Source organism: Pseudomaricurvus albidus (genome assembly GCF_018863235.1).
GTDB lineage: Bacteria > Pseudomonadota > Gammaproteobacteria > Pseudomonadales > Cellvibrionaceae > Pseudomaricurvus > Pseudomaricurvus albidus.
Genome location: NZ_JAHKRS010000005.1, coordinates 172,783 through 191,689, shown reverse-complemented (window position 1 = coordinate 191,689; position 18,907 = coordinate 172,783). Strand labels below are relative to the sequence as shown.

At 50.3% G+C, this 18,907-nt stretch carries 14 protein-coding genes; 4 read left to right on the top strand and 10 right to left on the bottom strand.

The features are described from left to right. Positions 1-12: 12 nt before the first annotated feature. The 7 genes from KOI40_RS10465 to KOI40_RS10435 all read right to left on the bottom strand — a co-directional run bounded on the left by KOI40_RS10465 (position 13) and on the right by KOI40_RS10435 (position 8,991). Positions 13-786 carry an alpha/beta fold hydrolase gene (locus KOI40_RS10465; protein WP_216097457.1) on the bottom strand — a complete coding sequence of 258 codons (774 nt, stop codon included), beginning with the start codon at positions 784-786 and terminating at the stop codon, positions 13-15. 67 nt (positions 787-853) lie between these two features. Continuing rightward, positions 854-1,870: an ABC transporter ATP-binding protein gene (locus KOI40_RS10460; protein WP_216097456.1), complete on the bottom strand. Its 1,017-nt coding sequence runs from the start codon at positions 1,868-1,870 to the stop codon at positions 854-856. Continuing rightward, positions 1,870-3,390: an ABC transporter permease gene (locus tag KOI40_RS10455; protein WP_216097455.1), complete on the bottom strand. Its 1,521-nt coding sequence runs from the start codon at positions 3,388-3,390 to the stop codon at positions 1,870-1,872. The genes KOI40_RS10460 and KOI40_RS10455 overlap by 1 nt, the downstream gene beginning before the upstream one ends. Then, complete coding sequence (locus KOI40_RS10450; protein WP_216097454.1) at positions 3,387-4,436, bottom strand: extracellular solute-binding protein; 1,050 nt, start codon at positions 4,434-4,436, stop codon at positions 3,387-3,389. The genes KOI40_RS10455 and KOI40_RS10450 overlap by 4 nt, the downstream gene beginning before the upstream one ends. Before the next feature lie 40 nt (positions 4,437-4,476). After that, positions 4,477-5,304, bottom strand: a complete 828-nt coding sequence (locus KOI40_RS10445; protein ID WP_216097453.1) for a hypothetical protein — start codon at positions 5,302-5,304, stop codon at positions 4,477-4,479. Positions 5,305-5,405: 101 nt separating this feature from the next. After that, a complete protein-coding gene (locus KOI40_RS10440) occupies positions 5,406-6,212 on the bottom strand; it encodes a mechanosensitive ion channel family protein (protein WP_216097452.1) in 807 nt (268 codons plus the stop codon). After that, a complete protein-coding gene (locus tag KOI40_RS10435; RefSeq protein ID WP_216097451.1) occupies positions 6,205-8,991 on the bottom strand; it encodes an AAA family ATPase in 2,787 nt (928 codons plus the stop codon). The genes KOI40_RS10440 and KOI40_RS10435 overlap by 8 nt, the downstream gene beginning before the upstream one ends. Before the next feature lie 587 nt (positions 8,992-9,578). Here KOI40_RS10435 and dacB point away from each other — a divergent pair. Continuing rightward, positions 9,579-11,039 carry a D-alanyl-D-alanine carboxypeptidase/D-alanyl-D-alanine endopeptidase gene (gene dacB, locus KOI40_RS10430; RefSeq protein WP_216097450.1) on the top strand — a complete coding sequence of 487 codons (1,461 nt, stop codon included), beginning with the start codon at positions 9,579-9,581 and terminating at the stop codon, positions 11,037-11,039. 79 nt (positions 11,040-11,118) lie between these two features. On the opposite strand, the gene KOI40_RS10425 is transcribed toward dacB, so the two are convergent. After that, on the bottom strand, positions 11,119-11,361 hold the full coding sequence (locus tag KOI40_RS10425) for a DUF2860 family protein (RefSeq protein ID WP_500797032.1): 243 nt from the start codon (positions 11,359-11,361) through the stop codon (positions 11,119-11,121). Between the two features lie 841 nt (positions 11,362-12,202). On the opposite strand from KOI40_RS10425, the gene KOI40_RS10420 reads away from it, so the two are divergent. From KOI40_RS10420 to cynS, 3 genes are all read left to right on the top strand, one after another. Next, on the top strand, positions 12,203-13,039 hold the full coding sequence (locus tag KOI40_RS10420; RefSeq protein WP_216097448.1) for a formate/nitrite transporter family protein: 837 nt from the start codon (positions 12,203-12,205) through the stop codon (positions 13,037-13,039). A gap of 82 nt (positions 13,040-13,121) precedes the next feature. Beyond that, the gene (locus tag KOI40_RS10415; protein WP_369413179.1) at positions 13,122-14,864 is read left to right on the top strand and encodes a bifunctional protein-serine/threonine kinase/phosphatase; all 1,743 of its coding nucleotides are present in this window, start codon (positions 13,122-13,124) and stop codon (positions 14,862-14,864) included. Positions 14,865-14,889: 25 nt separating this feature from the next. Beyond that, positions 14,890-15,330: a cyanase gene (cynS, locus tag KOI40_RS10410; protein ID WP_216097447.1), complete on the top strand. Its 441-nt coding sequence runs from the start codon at positions 14,890-14,892 to the stop codon at positions 15,328-15,330. 100 nt (positions 15,331-15,430) lie between these two features. On the opposite strand, the gene guaA is transcribed toward cynS, so the two are convergent. Both guaA and guaB read right to left on the bottom strand, forming a co-directional pair. After that, positions 15,431-17,008: a glutamine-hydrolyzing GMP synthase gene (guaA, locus tag KOI40_RS10405; protein ID WP_216097446.1), complete on the bottom strand. Its 1,578-nt coding sequence runs from the start codon at positions 17,006-17,008 to the stop codon at positions 15,431-15,433. 134 nt (positions 17,009-17,142) lie between these two features. After that, a complete protein-coding gene (guaB, locus tag KOI40_RS10400) occupies positions 17,143-18,618 on the bottom strand; it encodes an IMP dehydrogenase (protein WP_216097445.1) in 1,476 nt (491 codons plus the stop codon). Positions 18,619-18,907: the final 289 nt, after the last annotated feature.

Below are 18,907 nucleotides of genomic sequence, written 5' to 3'. Positions count from 1 at the left end.
CCTATTGGAACTTCAGCCTAAAAAGTCTTTAGCCAACCGGTTAAAGTCCACCGGTTTCTCAGCGTGCAGCCAGTGCCCACATCCTTCAATGGTCTGGATTATGGCTTCAGGAGTAAAACGATCAATTTCGGCCTGGTAGGCATCCAACACATAGTCGGAATTCCCGCCCCGAATGTAGAGTGATGGCCCTTTAAAGGCCTGCTTAAATTCCGGAGCGCAGCGAATCGACTCATAATTGGCTCTCAGTCCTTCAAGGTTGCAACGCCATTGAAAGCCGCCTTCCTGTGAACGCACCAGATTCATCAGCAGAAAACTGCGAATGCCCGCCTCTTCGACATACTCACTCATCACCTTATCTGCCTCGCTGCGGCTTTTGATAACAGAAGTATCTACAGCGTCGAGAGCCTCCAGTATCAATTGATGATGAGGTTTGTAATCGACTGGTGCAATGTCGGCCACCACAAGCCGATTGATACGTTCCGGAGCCAGTTGAGACAACTGCAGCGCGACCTTGCCACCCAGAGAATGTCCAAGAACATCCACATTCTCCCAGCCTTTGGCGTCCAGCAGTCGCAAAATGTCCTCTGCCATTTCCATTTGGGTCATCGAGTCGGCGTGAAAAGAGCGTCCGTGATTGCGCAGATCCACCAGACTCACAGGTCTGTCTTCAAACGCACGGGCAATCCCCATCAGGTTTTCAGCAGCGCCAAAAAGCCCGTGAATCAACAGCAGCGGCTTCCCTGGGGCATCGGTGAATTCATCACGGCAATAGAGTAATTCCGGCATAAGGGTTTTCTTTATTTTTAGATTGTCATTTCACTTAAAGCCATAAAAAGCGCCAAGGCCGATATGGTCAATGTTCGCGCTGAAATACCGCCAGTGGATGCGTGGTGGTAATTCCCATGCGGACACGATCCCCAATGGCCACATGATTTTCATGACTGACCCGTACTTTCAATTCTGTGCCGTCATCGAGATTGACGGCATACAGGCGCGAACCACCTTCATAGCGTACCCATTGAACCACACCATTACCATCCGGAGCCAAAATAAGGGACAGATCATCCGGACGCAATAACAGATCCACATCGCCACTGGCGCCATTTACCGCAACCGCGGGTGCTGGGCCAAGCACAGTGGAGACCTGATTCACCTGCTCCATATGCGCCGGAAGGAAACTCGCCTCTCCCAGAAAGCGTGCAACAAAACGGTTGGCAGGCTCACTGAAACAAGTCTCTGGGGTATCCAGCTGTTCCAATACACCACCCTTGAGAATACCCACCCGATCACCCACCGACAGGGCTTCTTCCTGATCGTGGGTAACCCAGATCGCCGGAACACCGGCGGCTTTCAGGGCATTACGAATTTCCCAGCGCAGGCTGTCTTTAAGAGCCGCATCCAGATTCGACAAGGGCTCATCCAGCAGCACAAACGACGGTTCATGAGCGAGGGTACGAGCCAAGGCCACACGCTGTTTTTGTCCGCCTGACAGCCGGCCCGGCTTTGCATGGCGGAACGCTTCCAGCCCCAGCAACTTGATCCAGTGATCTGCCAGGCTGTTGTCCGTCAACCGAAAGCAGATATTCTGCTCCACCGTCAAATGGGGAAACAGGGCAAAATCCTGAAACACCATACCGACGTTTCGCTTTTCCGGCGGGACGATTTTCGAGGGAGAGGATTGCCATGAACCCAGCTGAATCTCCCCTTCAGAGATTGGCACCAAACCTGCCAGAGCCTGGAGAATGGTGGTTTTGCCACAACCCGTTGGCCCTACCAGCATCAGAACCTCATCGTCTGCTAACGCCAGATTCAGGTTCTTCACCACTCGGGTAGAACCGTAGCTCACGGACAGATTATTAACCTTCAACATTAACGATGCCGATCCTCTGTAACATCAAATTCCGCCCGGCGCTCACCGGACAACATCAACGCCAATCCCAATGCAGACATGAGAACCAGCAACAGACCAGGAATTGCCGCCCGACCAAAATAACCCGCTTCGTACACCCGCCACAAATACGTGGCCAGGGTTTCAAATCCAGTCGGACCCAGCATTAACGTCGCCGGCAGTTCACGCATGGCCTCCAGAAAAACCAGTGCCGCCCCTGCCACCATTCCCCGCAGGGATAATGGCAAGGTAATGCGCTGGAAAGCTTCACGAGGGCTGGCACCCAGCAGTCGCGCAGCTTTCACCAGACTGGGATCCAGACCTTCGGCCGTCGAGCGCACAGACCCCACAGCCAAAGGCAGAAAGCGCAAAATGTATGCGATCACCAATAGAGCCAGTGTCTGGTAAAGGAAAGGCAACTGCAAGCCGATATAGACCAGTGCTGTACCCATAACAATACCGGGCACGCCAAATCCCAGATAAGTTACCCGCTCCATCCAGCGTCCCGCTCGTCCGGCAATGGCTGCATGGGCAACCGGGACTGCCAGAATCACCGCAAACAGGGCTGCCAACATAGAGGCATAGGTGGAATTCCACGCATAGCTGAACTCAAAGCCGCCAGTGCCCTCACGCAGTAACCAAACTCCAAACACCAACAGCGGCAACACTATGGCCAGCAGAGTGATGGGCATAACGACGAGCAACATAGACAGTTTTTGCCAAAAGCCCGGCCAGAGCGAGAGATGCCGGCCCGGCTTTTCGTGATTACTCTTCACGCGGGATTCCAGAAACAACACCAGCCCGACAATGACCAGCAACTGCAAAGACAACATCGCCGCCTGGCTCAAGCCAAATGCGTTGTACTCCACAAAGATCACACGGGTAAAGGTATCGAGCCGCATAATGGCCGGCGTACCGAAGTCGGACAGGGTGTACAACGCCACCAGTGACGATCCCGCAGCAATACCCGTGACCGCACGTGGCAAAACTACCCGCCAGAGACAGGCGCTCATCGACATACCCAGAGTACGTGCGGCATTAACCAAACTGGTATCGAGACTGAGTAGCGAGGCCCGTGTCGTCAACATCACAAAGGGATAGGAATAGAGAGTCATGACCAGAGTGGCGCCGGCCAGACCATTCACTGACGGCGTTGGCACCCCCATCAGATTGGCAATTTCACCTCCGGGGCCAAAGGCTGCGTACAGCGTGAATGCACCAATATAACTGGGCATGGCCAAAGGTGCAGCCAAAATCACCAGCCACAACTTGCGCCAGGGCATTTGCACATAAGCGGTAATTAAAGCCAGGGGAACGCCGATTAACACAGATCCGAAGACCGTGAACACCATCAGCAACAAAGTATTGGTAAGAACCTTTAGATTATGTGCGTCAAAGAGTTCTGCGGTATCCGAGGCCAGCCCGATGAGCACACCCACCGGGACCAGCGCCAGCAGTGCGATCAGCAGTGCCAGCGGATAGGATTTGGGCCATCGGGTCATAAAACGCCAACACTTCGCATCAATTTGAGTGTCGGACGCAGATCCGCCAATTGAGTGAGATCCACTTTAGGAGGTGATACGGTCTCCAGAGCGGGCAAGCCCTCAGGTAATGTCACACCGTCCACCAGTGGGATTTCATAGGCTTCAGTCGCCAGGTAGGACTGTACTTCCCGGGTCATCAGGTAGCGGATGAAGTTAACGGGGAGATCCCCTTCGCTCAAAGCCAGAATACCCGAAGCATTCACCAGACAACCCGCGTCGTTTTTGGTGAACGCGAGATCCACTTTGGCATCCGGTTTTCCGGATTTTAAACGCAAGGTGTAGTAATGATTGGCAAAGCCCAAATCCACTTCACCACGCTCCACTGCCATAACCACACCCAGCTCACCGGCGTATTGGGTGGCGTTTTTGCTGATACCACGCAACCAGTCAGCAGTGGCTTTCTCCCCTTCAAGCAACCGCATGGCGGTGACAAAAGACTGGAAAGAGGCATAGGCCGGAGCCCAACCGATGGACAGATCACTGTCCGCCAACGCCATCACGCTGTCGGGAATCTGAGCTTCCGTCAAGCGATCTGTATTGTAGGGCAGCGTACGGATGCGCCCTGTCACCGGCGCCCACTCCGGGTATTGAAATCCGGTTTTCAACTGAGAAGTCAAATCCTTGGGCAAGGGCTGTGCCAGACCGGAATCACTCACCAGTCCAATCGCACCGGAATCTACCGCCCAAAACACATCCGCCCGACGTACACCGGCTTTGGCTTCGGCCACAATGGAATTCGCCAAAGCCGCCGTTGAGCCACGACGGATTTGCAAATTCAGTTTGGGATTGCGTTTACGAATGGCTTCGAGGACATTTTCATAAAGACCGCCCTCGCCCCGTCCCAGATAGAGCGTAAGATCTCCCTCCAAAGGAGGCAGTTGGTCTACAGACAGGGGGAAACTGGAGTTAGTACTACTGTCGGCCAAACTGCGACTGGCGGCCAACGGCAAACTACCGAGAGTGCCAGCCGCAGCCAGAGCCTGTATAAAGGTTCTGCGCTGCAACTTGATATCCTTACGGTCCAAGGCCCGAAAGCCAAACCGTTTAAAAAACGTCTTTGCGGTCTTTTTCCGCTTCAATCAGCAAAGCTTTCGCTTTATCCAGCTTGGCTTGCATGGCGACAACCACCTGACGTACATCATCAACACTGGCGTTACTGCTCAAAGCCTTTGGCAAGGTCACGTTGAAGTCTTTTTCAAGGTCTTCGACCAGGTTCGCATCCTGTTCAATCAATGCCCCTTCTACACCTTCAAAACGCTGTAAATAGGTATCGTGAACAATAGTCGTAGCCGCATCAGGCAGTTTTTCTGCGTACTTGGCAACAACACGATCCAAACGGTGCTTGATGTCTTCCAGAGTTTCAGGCGCTGTGGTTGGCTCTGCTTCGGTTGTCTGAATTTTGGCCAACAAGCCTTTTTGCTGATATTGAGCGGCGAGTTTAACCGCACCCAGCGCTTGCCACAATGCCTGGTCCAACTTGGCCTGCTCGGCACGCACTGTTTCAACTGGCGCACCTGCATCAATGGCTTGCTTAACGCCATAGATGCCCTGCCAGATCATTGCGTAAACCGGAACATAATTGGTTTCAATGGCAGAGTGAAAGTCCACTTCTTCCCAAAATTCGATCATGGAGTCGGAATGAGTCGCCTTCTGCCCTTTCTCTTCATAGGTATCGACAACACCATCGAACTTGCCGACCAGCCAGTTCACTTCTTCAGTGTATTGCCCCAAGTGATCTTGCAGATGGTTCACATGATCGCCGACAGCACCATTGGCAGCCGCCTGTCCTGTCGCCAACAAGGTACACAACCCCGCAATCAGGCCTGCATTGCGATACTTACGAACGATGAGTTTCTTAACCACAGATTGCATAACGATTCCCACTTTGAGATTTGATGCGAAATGATACTTATTATCAGCAAAGCGGTAAAGCAGATAGTGGGAAATCTGCTTTATGTTTACATAATTAAACGTTATCGCATGGGTCTGGGGATGCCCCGCTCCCTAAACAAGGTTGTAGAACGTACAGTGATGTCGCTCTGGAAGGCTTTTTCATAATTTACATCCAGCACGTAGGCCTTGGCCCTGAGACGAATTGACAAGCGTTCAGCGACTTGCACCTCCTCTACGGCAAAAGTGACTGGTTTTTTCAAATACGCATATCGACTGGTGACAATCACCTGCCGGACAATATCCTGAGCCTCCTGTATATCCGCCTCGAGAGCCAGATGAAAATCCGTCACGACCATCATGTCCATCTCACCCAGATTTCCCGAAGCAACAACATCGGTAATAAAGCGTGAATTGGGGATTGTGACCACATTGTCATCCAGTGTTTTCAAGCGAACGGTGCGCAGGGTAATTGCCACAATCTCGCCATATACATCGTCGAAGGTCACCCTGTCTCCCACCTGAAACGGCCGATCAAACAGCAATATAAGCCCGGATACCAGCGAAGCTGCCACATCCTTTAACGCAAAACCAAAGGCCACCGCTGCGGAGCCACCGATCGCCAGTAAAAACTCGTGAGGTGGCCGCAACACCCCCACCACCAGTACAATGCCACCGACGATATACAACAGAAAGCTCATCAGTGTTGAAAGCTGCATGATGGCAAAACGACGGGTCGGGAAACGCTGCATGAGCCTGGACATAAAATAGCGCAGACACCAGTTGATCAGCCAGAGTACAAAAATACTGGTAATCAACAGGAACACCGTCCCCATGTTGAAAATGTCGACAAATGCCGCCAGCTCACTGGCTAAATTATCATCACTCATGCAGCAGGTTTTTCCTGGTCAAAAGCTTCATCATGGCGGAGTACCACAGTGGAACGATTCGATAACGCCGCTCTTGCGATCGTTGAATGATCCCCGCATCGTAGGCCGTCTTTAATGCCGTACGCACCACCCTTTCAGGCAGAGCGGTGGTTTCAACCAGCTCATCGCTGGTCATATTTTCGTGAATCATGATGGCCGCATAGACAAAGTGCAGATCATTACTCAGCTGCTCCAGCCAGCTGCTGGAAACCTCATCGGGCAAGCCCACCACCACGGTATTACCTTTCAGATGAACAGAGGATAGCCACAGCCGCAGAGCCAACATGGGGTTGCCCAGGCAGGCATCCCAAAGCAGGCTGAAGTACAACTGCTCGGCATTGCGGATATTGCCGGCCTCGGGACCACGGGTAGACAGCAGGATGTCGTCGTAACGGATTTTATAGCCGCTGAGATGATTGCGAGACAGGATCAATGATCGAATATCATTCTGACTCCAGGGTCTGGCCGTTTTGATATGACGGAACTGGTACTCCTTGCCATAGATATTACTCAGGTAAGCCCAACTTTGGTTGTTGACCACAATCAACCAGAAGATATTTTCAACCCGGGCATTGGTTAAACTCAGCAGGGTTTCCCACCCCACGAGTCCGCCTACCCGACGCAGGAAAAGATTCTGAGCATTATCCAAAACCACTAACGTGGGCGGCCGTTCGGCATCTGTACGGACCAACGCTGAAGGCCCCGTGGTTAAATCTATACCCAGTATGCCGGCTACCAGGTCAAGCACCGCCTCTTCTGTCGTTGTTTTGGCAGGCACCTCCACTACTTCCACACGAACCTCTGGGTGCTCTTCAAGCACCGAACTGCGTAATCTGTTCAGCACACTGGTTTTCCCCGAGCCTCGCGCTCCGGTCAACATCAATGAGTTTTCGCACGACTTGTCCTCAAGCCATTGATCCAGACTTTTACGCACACTGGCGTACAAACCGGAATCAATAAAAGGAGAAGCGTCTTTCTCATCCAGAAACCAGCGCTGATAATCCTCTACAGCGGCACTGTCGGAAACCACCCCGGGTTGAGACGCTTCCACCGTCGCAGCCCGTAACTTGAAACTGCGAGCAAATACTTTGCGATACCAATCGTAATCAAACAGCGCCTTGTGCATAAAACTGCCGAGGAGCGCCAATAGTAAAGGTGGAGCTGCGATGGGTGCCACAAACAGAAAATAGCGCTCACTCAGTAGCGTCTCAATAGCCTTGTCACACTGGGAAGGCAACACCGACTTCAGGGCATCAATAAAATCCTGACGCCGACTGCGTAACAGCAATCCGATGGCCAACAGAAATCCCGCTATCGTGAACCAGTGACAGATATCGAGTAACACTGAAGAGCCGATACCAATCTTGACAAAATCCTGTAGCAGCAACGGTAATACGGCCACAGCTGCCGCAGCTCTGGCGCGCCGCTGCACCAACTGAAGCTGCTCTTGATTCAGGAAGCTTCCCGCTTGCAAGGCGATTCTCTGTAATAACCACTCCCCCGCCAGATACACCAGACCGTAGAGAATGAACAGACGCGCCAGAGGCACCAGAGAATTCAGCAAAGGCAGATGATAATAGGTGAAAATCAGGTGCAGCAGATGCAGTCCGAACAACCCCAGCAGCCACGGCAACAGCAGAGGCAATCCGGCGGTCACCCGACTGATCTGTGATGCCAATCGCTGTTTACGACTCCAGCGTGCAAACATCCCCTGCAGACGCGCAGACAGAGCCCCCAGCTTGCGGGCCACTACTACCAAAAGCGGAAAAGCCAGAAAACCCAATAAATATTCAAGCCCTTTTACCCAGCCAGACAAACGGGCACGTTCTGTTTCCGGAGGCGCATAACTTAATTGGGTATCGAGAACCAGCCACTCCAGACGGTTGCGCAGTGCCCGGTCTTCATCAGCCATCAGGCCCCGCGTCACCCTCTCATCCACCTGTGAGAATTCTTCTTTGTGGTTTTTCCATAACCAGGCGCGCAGATCATTGAGTGCATTTCTCTGCACCATCAGATCGAGTTTCGCTAACTGAAAGTACTTCTGACTGATGTGACCCACATCATCAGGCAAAGAAGCCAGTGCAGTTTGCGGAGGTGCGGTCAGCTCGGTGCGATGGGAGCGCCGCCACAAAGCCAGTAAATCGGTAATTTTCGCAGGTGAGACCCGCCGGTTAAGAGAAGGAAGTAATGCAAACAGATCGCGACGCAACTCACTCAGCTGTTGTTGATCACCCTCAACCGCCATACGAGTCGTCAAAACAGTTTCACTGTCAGGCATGTTGGCAAGGCGCTTGCTGAGCAATTCACCTTGCTCAAGCAGCCTTTGCCGAGATTCCCAAAGTTTATCTACAATTTCTCTCAGAGCTGGAGGCTGATCAATCCAGCCCCGTTCGTGCCTGACCAGACTTTCGCGAATGGACAAAAGCTGCTGGCGCTTGCTCTGATAATCTTCCTGCAACGAAGGACAATTTATATCTTGTGGCCACTGCTCTGCATGCTGATCGATAACGGCCCCAGGGATGGCTTCATCCCGGGAGATATCTACAGAAAATTGATCATTGGCAATGGCCTCAAACGATTCCTGCCTGCCCCTGGAAAGGGCCAGCTCCTGCTCCAGAGCCTCCAGTATTTCTGTGCCTTTGCCACAGTCAACCAGATCTGTCTCTTGCGCCTGAACGGCAGAAAACCATCCTGTCAGGCAGAAAATGACTGCAGCACAAGAATGCCTTGAAAGAACCATACGCTTCCTGAATATGTGGAATACTCCACTCCATTAACCGGCGTCAAAAACCAGACAAATACACAAAGTCACTGCAGCTGATTCGCCTTGAGTAACCCCATCACCCCCAAAGCCAGTATAGACGCTGCAAAGGATAATATGGTTCAGCCTAAGAACAGGAGGCGTGCCATCGCATCTGTGCACTCTGGGCAACGGGAATCAAGACATCCCCACCCGCACCTACAAAAAAAAGATTTGAGTGCCACATTGAGATACCTGGCGAACAATACCCTGGCTAAATACCGGCCACATCAAGTACCGTTCTTGGGTTTGTCAAAAAGATCGATTCCTCTCTGACAAGCCATTAACAATGCCATCATTGATCACCGTGCAAGTGATTAAACATAGATCGCTACGTGATCCTTTCACGATTATCATAGCGAGCACTTTGAAGATCCAGGTAGGTGGTCTATTCTGATAGTTTAATATAAGTGTTATTCACGTCCTCTTCAGTGGCATCATCAGAAAGACTTGAACTCACTGCGCCACTCTGCATTATTGACAAGGGAATCCAGCAATTCATGTACGTAACCGCTTACAGATTCACGATGGTATGGTTACTGTCACTGCTCTTCCTCTCCCCCTTCACAGTATCTGCTTCCGACACATCGGATCCACTGACCACAAGGCTCACCGCCTTGCAAAAGCTGGCAGACACAGGCGCGAATGTCAGCGGCTTGGTGATAGACCTTACCGAAGAGAAAGTCCTGGCAGAGTTGAATCCTGATCGCCGTTTGGGCTCTGCCTCTCTGACCAAAATACTGACATCAGCGGCCACTCTGAAAGCCTGGGGACCCAATCGAACGTTTGTGACTCGTGTACTCGGCCCTACCCCGAAGAAGGGCGTCGTTCACGGTGATCTGGTACTGCTGGGCGGAGGCGACCCCACACTGAATACCAGCGGGATCTGGCAGTTAGCCGTTCAACTCTCTGAACGGGGTATCCACCACATCAAGGGCAATCTGGTTATCGATGAATCCTTGTTTGGCAATGTGGCATGCGCTTCTGATGATCGCTGTAACGCCTTGAAAGCTAGCGGATACTCCTACGACGCCCCCTTGTCCTCTGCAGGGATAAATTTTGCCACCTGGTGTGTCGCTATCTCACCCTCCAGTCGCACAGGCTCGCCCGCCCGTACCCGAATGTGCCAGCTTGCACTTCCCGATATCGATATCGTTGGAAAAGTGGACACAATTACCCAAGGGTCAAGTCACGTCAATGTCTCCAGAGTCACTAAAACCGGTAAGGATCGACTGCATATCTCAGGCCGTGTTAGCAAGGGTTTTCACGGTTTACAGGTGTATCGGTCCGTCTCCAATGCCCCGCTGCAAACAGGACAGGTTTTTCGTGAAGTCCTAAAACGTCTTGGCATCAAAATATCCGGAGACATTACAATCAAGTCCCATGAAGGCTCTCATCGTCTAAGAACACTGGCGTTGCTTGAGAGTATCCCCCTCAGCGAACAGCTGATCAAAATGATGACCTACAGCAATAACTATATGGCTGATGTTCTTGCCCTGAACCTTTTAACCGACCATCAGGACTCACCTCACCCTTTCACTCTTCAAGCGGCAGGTCAGCAACTGGTCTCTATCAATGGGCTTGTGAGCGACGACAAAAATAACCCTATCGTCGTCAACAGTGGCAGCGGACTGACACCGGAAAATGCGTTATCGACACGGGATGTGGTTTCAGTATTACAATCCATGTATTTAAGAACTGACTTATTTCCAGCCTTTCTCGGATCATTTACAGTACCCGAATTTTCACCTTCCAACTTTTATAAAAGCAAAGATGCCAATTGGCGAACTCGTATTGCGACCAAAACAGGTTCGTTGAGTGAACCCGTGACTGTTTTAGGTTTAGCGGGTTATTTCCGCAAACAGGATGGTAACTGGGGGGCTTTTGCCGTCATTATCAATGGGACAGAAAAGCAGCCTCATGTTTCATACGCCAATCGAACACAGGCGGTCAAAGATACAGTGAGTCAGATACTCAACCAGTATTGAATCTGGATTGCTACCATGAAAAGGCGTTCTCCTTCACTGTTGAGGCAGTTTTATACCGGCGAGCAACACTCTTTTCAGTTTAAAACCTATACAGAACGCCCAGGTTAAACATCGCAGCCTTTGTGTCATAAAAATCAAGGTCATGAGACTCGTCAAAATAAGCAAGGCCTGCATTGCCAACCCAACCTTTAAAACCAAAAACGTCTTGTAGGTAAATATTGAATGTTAACCCCAGTCGAGTGGCATTATCTTCTTCATGATATACAGGATTAGCATCTTCATAATCAAACTGCCCTACCATCGCATTGGCCAAATACGTGATTCTACCCTTGACCTTTCTCCAGGATTAGAACCACTCACTGGATGAGACTTCCATAAAATTGAGGGGCTCCCAATTTTAGAGCCACCTGCTAGGTGATTTCAGCAGGTTATGTAGCCAGTCGGGCCACGTAATCATTGGGGGTCAGATTATTGATGGAGGGGTTATCCGGGTACCTTAAGATCTTTAATAGCACTGATACAAGTGCAGATATTCGCAACAGTTCATCAAGACACCTGACCGCTAACAGCTAACAGTCACCATTCTGGTCCTGATAGAACCGGATGGATCATGATTGTAGGGACGGGGTAACCGGTGGCCGTTTTATTACTTTTCTTGGCTTCAGTCATTACAACACTCAAACCGGGATTCTGCCACAGCAAGCCACTTAGCTTAAAAACCCAACACACCAGTCCTTACAGGTCTCGACTTAGCCCGGGTAGATTTCTGCAACCAGAACCGGGATGAACAGGAAGGTTTAAAGAGACTCGCGAAGTATATTTGAGCTGAATCCATACAAAGCGCCCTCATTTGCACACCTCAAAGCACCAAAGTTTCAAACTGGTGCAAAATTTAAGTATGCCCGTGACATCAAATCACAGCCCCCAACGATATTGCACCTCAATATTGTGCAACAAAACCCCTCAGTCACCCGCAATGGTGCACAAAAAATCAGGCGCCCGGACAAACCGCCAAATACCATGCCATTTTTTAGGGCTTTTGCTTCTGGCACTGTAATTGCTAAGCCCTAAATACAGAAAATGAAATCCGTTATCTGTCTATCCCGTGTATCTGGTGCGACCAAACCGTCCTGATACCTTGTTAAAAAAACCAGGAGTGTCTCATGTCTTATTTAGAACCCAGTGAGTTCGCAAAAAAAATGGTCGATGCCGGCGAACAAAAAATATTTATGTCGACCAAGGACACCTTTATACGTGCCATGATGGCCGGTGCAATTTTGGCCCTGGCTGCATTTTTTGCGATTACAGTGTTAACACAAACCGGTAACGCTGTTCTTGCCGCGTGCTTGTTCCCGGTTGGTTTTATCATGTTGTATCTGATGAAATTCGATTTATTGACAGGTGTCTTCACGCTGGTTCCGCTCGCGCTCATCGATAAACGGCCAGGCTGTGACATGAACGGACTGCTAAGAAATTGGGGGCTGGTATTTCTAGGTAACTTCGCTGGCGCACTGATGGTTGCCTTTTTTGCCTCGTTTATCCTCACTTATGGATATCAGGCAGACGGTGGCGCCGTTGCAAGCAAGGTAGCAAGTATCGGTGAAGCACGAACACTCGGCTATAAATCCCACGGCATTCTGGGTTGGTTTACCATCTTTATCCGCGGTATGTTGTGCAACTGGATGGTTTCTATGGGCGTAGTCCTTGCAATGATCTCAACCTCCGCCATCAGTAAGATTTTTGCGATGTGGATGCCAATCATGCTCTTCTTCTATATGGTTTTTGAGCATTCGATTGTAAACATGTTCCTGTTTCCATTCTCAATGATCATGGGCGGTGACTTTGAAATTCTTGATTACTTCCTGTGGAACGAAATCCCAACGGCTCTGGGCAACCTGGCTGGCGGATTCTTGCTTGTCGGTCTGCCACTTTATTTGACCCATGTTAGAGAAAGTAAATCCAGAACTCCAAAAACTATCGGCGGTGAAGTGGAAGCTTAATAATACTTATCTCTTTGCACACAACTACATGCCAACCCCAAAGGTCCTCGTGACCTTTGGGGCTATTCTCAGGACGGAGTAGATTGACATTCAACCTAACAATTCCTTAGAAATTCGCTCGGGCCAATACAGTGACAAGGGGCGAAAACCGAGCAATCAGGATTTTCAAGGCATTCGGGTCCCCTCCTCTTCACTGCTACACAGTAAAGGTGTCGCTACAGCCCTGGCTGACGGTATAAGCAGCAGTGACGTAAGTCACGAAGCAAGCCAAACCGCCGTCACCAGTTTCTTTGAAGACTACTACAGCACGTCTGAATCCTGGAGTGTAAAACACTCCGGCATGTGTGTGCTTAAAGCAATAAACTCCTGGCTGTATTCTCAAACCCGGCGCAGTGCGTTTCGCTACAATCTGGACAAGGGCTATGTCTGCACCTTCAGCAGCATCATTTTCAAGTCAAAGACCGCGCACATTTTTCATCTTGGTGATTCCAGAGTGTACGAACTTCACGGCTCCAGACTGGAAACACTCACTAAAGAACATCGAGTCTATATAGACAACGACAAGCATTATCTTCAACGCGCGTTAGGGATGGATGAGCTTGTAGAACTCGATTATCTGACAGTACCTATCAATGCGGGCAGTACCTTCTTGCTCGCGACTGACGGAGTTTACGAATTTCTGTCCGAAGAAGAAATCATTACGCTCTGTACTAAACATACTGACGACCTGAATCTGGCTGCTCAAAAAGTGGTTGAACTCGCTTATCAAAATGGCAGCGACGACAATCTGAGCGTTCAAATCATTCGCGTAGAAAGCACACCTAATCCGGAAGTCAGCGAACTTTATCAATCATTGGGAAAACTGCCATTCCCGCCTATTTTAGAGGCAAGAGACGAGTTTGAAGGCTTCACCATTGTGCGGCCACTCTATCGTAGCCCTCGTAGCCATGTCTACCTAGCGACAGACAAGGCATCGAAACAACATGTCGTTATAAAAGTCCCTTCGACAGAACAGCAAAGCAATACTGAATACCTGGAGAGATTTTTACTTGAAGAATGGATAGCACGAAGGATCAACAGCGCTAACGTGCTCAAACCTTGCGGTATAGAAAGACAGAAAAAGCACCTCTATATCGCGACAGAATATATTGAAGGGCAAACCCTGACCCAATGGATGATCGATAATCCCAAACCGAGCCTCGAGAAAGTACGGGAAATTGTGGAGCAAATTGCCAAGGGCCTTCTCGCATTTCATCGACTGGAAATGCTGCATCAGGATTTACGCCCTGAAAACATCATGATCGAAACGACAGGCACCGTAAAAATTATCGATTTCGGCTCAACATGGGTTGCAGGGCTGGAAGATATTTCACTGTCAGTGACACGTAACGAAATTTTAGGAACTGCCCAGTACACGGCACCAGAATATTTTATTGGTGAATACGGCACACCTCTCTCCGACCAGTTCTCTCTCGCAGTAATCGCCTATCAGATGCTATCCGGCCGCCTGCCCTACGGGGCGGATGTCGCAAAATCTCGTACACGTTCAGCCCAGCGACGTCTGAAATATCGCAGTGTCCTGGACGACGAGCGGGAAACACCCGCCTGGGTTGATTTCACACTGCGCAAAGCACTGAATCCTGACCCCTATAAACGATATGAGGTCATCAGTGAGTTTCTCCATGATTTACGACACCCCAACAAAGGCTTCCTAAATCAAAATCGCGCACCGTTAATGGTAAGAAACCCAATTGCATTCTGGCAAAGTATTTGCTGTTTACTTGTGCTGATCATCATTTATTTGCTCTATCAACAAGCTTCTTAATCCGAAAGAAATCAGGAGTATCACAATGAAGAAAATCGATGTTACCGAAAGCATTATCTTGGAAAAGAAATCCCGAGATCTCACCTGGGAAGCCATCGCTGAAGAAATTGGCATGGGTACCGTTTGGGTTACCTCAGCCTGCCTGGGGATGAACTCCATGCCAGAAGAAGCAGCAGAAAAGCTCTGTGCGTTCCTGAATCTTCCTGAAGGATCAAAAGCTGCACTCATGGAGTACCCGACCAAAGCATGGGACAAAGAAGTTCCCCAAGACCCTTTGATCTATCGACTCTATGAAGTCGTTGGTGTCTACGGAGACACCCTGAAAGAAGTCATTCAAGAAAAGTTTGGTGACGGAATTATGAGCGCCATCGATTTCACGATGGATGTGGACAAGAAGGAAGATCCCAAAGGTGACCGAGTTATTCTGACGTTGAATGGTAAGTTTCTTCCCTACAAAGCCTGGTAAAAACAGCTCAATACCGAGAGGGAAAAAGCCCTCTCGGCTGGGATGAATCTTAAATATCAGCCAAGATGTCTGTCAGCGACAGACATCTTGTCAATGCCAATTACTCCCACTCAATGGTCGCAGGCGGCTTGCTCGATACATCATAACTGACACGGGAAACGCCAGAGATCTCATTGATGATGCGATTGGAAACGGTTTCCAGCAGCTCATAAGGCAAGTGAGCCCAACGAGCAGTCATGAAGTCGATGGTTTCTACTGCACGCAGTGCAATCACCCACTCGTAACGACGTTGATCGCCCACAACACCCACAGATTTGACTGGCAGGAACACGGCAAAGGCCTGACTGGTTTTGTGGTACCAATCTGCTTTGTGCAACTCATCCAGGAAGATTGCATCGGCCTCACGCAGGATGTCGGCGTATTCTTTCTTCACTTCTCCCAGAATACGAACACCCAGGCCAGGCCCCGGGAACGGATGGCGGTAAACCATGTCGTACGGCAGACCCAGCTCCAGGCCAATTTTGCGCACCTCATCTTTGAACAGCTCGCGCAGTGGCTCAACCAGTTCGAAGGCCATATCTTCTGGCAAACCACCCACATTGTGGTGCGATTTTATCACATGGGCCTTGCCGGTCTTGGCAGCAGCGGACTCAATTACGTCGGGATAAATTGTGCCTTGGGCCAGCCACTTAACATCTTGCAGTTTGGCAGCTTCGTCATCGAAGACTTCGATAAAGGTATTACCGATAATCTTGCGCTTGGCTTCAGGGTCCGCCTCACCCTTCAATTTACCCAGGAACAGGTCTTCGGCGTCAGCGCGAATGACTTTCACGCCCATATTCTTGGCGAACATGTCCATAACCTGATCGCCTTCGTCTTTACGCAGCAGGCCGTTATCAACGAAGACACAGGTCAATTGTGAACCAATGGCTTTGTGCAACAAGGCCGCAACTACTGAAGAGTCGACGCCACCGGACAAGCCGAGCAGAACCTTATCTTCGCCAACCTGTTCGCGAACTTTGTTAATAGCATCTTCAACAATATTGGCTGGCGTCCATAAAGCTTTACAGCCGCAGGTTTCCAGTACGAAATGTTCAAAAATACGCTTGCCCTGCAGAGTGTGAGTCACCTCCGGGTGAAACTGCACACCGTAGAAATCTTTTTCTTCGTGATACATACCGGCAATCGCACAGGAATCTGTCGAAGCCATCAACTCAAAGCCTTCAGGCATCTGAGAGACTTTATCGCCATGACTCATCCACACATCCAATAGAGAGGTGCCATCGTGATCCACATGGTCGCGGATATCATGCAGCAAGGCGCTCTTGTTATGAACTTTAACCTGAGCATAGCCAAACTCGCGGATATTAGACCCCTGAACACTGCCTCCCAGCTGCTCAGCCATGGTCTGCATGCCGTAGCAAATACCCAACACGGGAACACCCAACGAAAACACCAACTCGGGTGCTCGTGGTGACTCTCCTGCTGTAACAGATTCAGGGCCACCAGCCAGAATGATACCGCGTGGATCGAAATCGCGAATTTCTTCGTCCGTCATGTCAAACGCACGAATTTCCGAATAAACGCCAATCTCCCGAACACGGCGGGCGATTAATTGAGTGTATTGTGATCCGAAATCGAGAATCAATATACGTTGAGCGTGAATATCCTGGGTCATTGCCTGTCTCGGTTGTGAAAAAAAATCTGCTGTGTGCAATAAACAGTTTTGTTTAATGCAAAAGAGCCAACTCCAAATGACTGGAGCTGACTCATCTATTATTTACGACAGCACCTGAGTGCGTCTTTGCCTGATTAACGACCACCTACTGGGTAGTTAGGCGCCTCTTTTGTGATCTGCACATCGTGCACATGGGACTCACCCATGCCCGCCGAAGTGACACGAACAAACTCGGGCTTGGTGCGCATGGTGTCGATATCAATACTGCCGGTGTAGCCCATGGCGGAACGCACGCCGCCCATCATCTGATGGACAATTGCTGCCAGAGGCCCTTTGTAAGGCACGCGGCCTTCAATACCTTCCGGTACCAGCTTTTCAGTCCCCTGACTGGCATCCTGGAAGTAGCGGTCAGAAGATCCCTGGGTTTTGGACATGGCCCCCAAAGATCCCATACCACGGTATGCTTTGTAGGTACGGCCCTGATACAACTCAACCTCTCCAGGCGCCTCTTCGGTACCTGCCAGCATAGAGCCCATCATCACAGCATGTGCACCTGCAACGAGAGCCTTGGCAATATCCCCTGAGAAGCGAATACCGCCATCTGCAATAACAGGAATGCCGGTGCCTTCAAGAGCACTGACCACATTCGCGATTGCCGAGATTTGCGGGACACCTACACCACTCACAATACGGGTCGTACAGATGGAACCCGGGCCAATACCGACCTTAACACCATCTGCACCGGCTTCAGCCAGAGCCTTGGCGGCTTCACCGGTAGCAATGTTGCCGCCGATGACCTGCACTTCCGGATAATCCTGTTTGATTTTACGCACACGATCCAATACGTTTTTGGAATGTCCGTGGGCAGTATCCACAACCAGAACATCGACACCGGCAGCCACCAGAGCGGCAACACGGTCATCGGTATCAGGACTGGTCCCTACAGAAGCGCCAACACGCAAACGGCCTTCCGGGTCTTTACAGGCGTTGGGGTATTTTTCAGCTTTATTGATGTCTTTAACGGTGATCAGGCCACGAAGTTCAAAACTGTCGTTAACCACCAGTACCTTTTCAATACGGTGCTTGTGCAACAACTCGCGAACCACATCGGCTTCGGCACCTTCTTTTGCGGTCACCAGCTTTTCTTTAGATGTCATGATGCTGGAAACCGGGGCTTCCAGATTGGTCTCAAAGCGCACATCACGGCCGGTAACAATCCCCACCAGATTGCCATTTTCAAGAACAGGCACACCAGAGATATTGTTTTGCTGGGTCAGGGCCACCAAATCACGGATACTGGCGTTCGAGTCAATGGTGATCGGATCTTTAACCACTCCAGCTTCAAATTTCTTTACGGCCCGAACTTCCATGGCCTGCTGCTCGATGGACATGCTTTTATGGATAATACCGATGCCGCCTTCCTGAGCGATCGAGATAGCCAGGCGAGCCTCGGTTACGGTATCCATTGCAGCCGACACCAGGGGGATATTCAAACGAATATCACGAGTCAATTGAGTTTTCAGGGATACATCCTTGGCAGTCACATCCGAATAACCAGGAACTAACAAGACATCGTCGAAAGTCAATGCTTCTTGGGCGATACGTAACATAGGGATCCAACCTCAATCACAGAATTTGCGAACCGCAGATACGACAAAACCGAGGCTGGTTAACTCATTTCTGAGGCCTCTGAAAGTCATTGCTATAGCGGTTCCGAGATAAACGCGGAATTATAGGCTAAATCTGTTAGAGAAGAAACTGATAAAAGCCTTGCCAAACCGCATTCCGGGTGATTCTAAGCTCACTCCAGTGACAGACCTGTGAACACGGGTCGAAAACACAATCATTGGACTGGCGCCATATACCTTTTGACCCCTTGATACACCTCTTGCCCCCCCC

What these genes read in the sequence shown, in the direction of transcription:
- cynS (WP_216097447.1), top strand. Translation starts at nt 14,890, where the DNA reads ATGAAGAAAATCGATGTTACCGAAAGCATTATCTTGGAAAAGAAATCC.
- KOI40_RS10445 (WP_216097453.1), bottom strand. Translation starts at nt 5,304, where the DNA reads ATGCAATCTGTGGTTAAGAAACTCATCGTTCGTAAGTATCGCAATGCA.
- guaB (WP_216097445.1), bottom strand. Translation starts at nt 18,618, where the DNA reads ATGTTACGTATCGCCCAAGAAGCATTGACTTTCGACGATGTCTTGTTA.
- guaA (WP_216097446.1), bottom strand. Translation starts at nt 17,008, where the DNA reads ATGACCCAGGATATTCACGCTCAACGTATATTGATTCTCGATTTCGGA.
- KOI40_RS10420 (WP_216097448.1), top strand. Translation starts at nt 12,203, where the DNA reads ATGTCTTATTTAGAACCCAGTGAGTTCGCAAAAAAAATGGTCGATGCC.
- KOI40_RS10455 (WP_216097455.1), bottom strand. Translation starts at nt 3,390, where the DNA reads ATGACCCGATGGCCCAAATCCTATCCGCTGGCACTGCTGATCGCACTG.
- KOI40_RS10440 (WP_216097452.1), bottom strand. Translation starts at nt 6,212, where the DNA reads ATGAGTGATGATAATTTAGCCAGTGAGCTGGCGGCATTTGTCGACATT.
- KOI40_RS10460 (WP_216097456.1), bottom strand. Translation starts at nt 1,870, where the DNA reads ATGTTGAAGGTTAATAATCTGTCCGTGAGCTACGGTTCTACCCGAGTG.
- dacB (WP_216097450.1), top strand. Translation starts at nt 9,579, where the DNA reads ATGGTATGGTTACTGTCACTGCTCTTCCTCTCCCCCTTCACAGTATCT.
- KOI40_RS10465 (WP_216097457.1), bottom strand. Translation starts at nt 786, where the DNA reads ATGCCGGAATTACTCTATTGCCGTGATGAATTCACCGATGCCCCAGGG.
- KOI40_RS10435 (WP_216097451.1), bottom strand. Translation starts at nt 8,991, where the DNA reads ATGGTTCTTTCAAGGCATTCTTGTGCTGCAGTCATTTTCTGCCTGACA.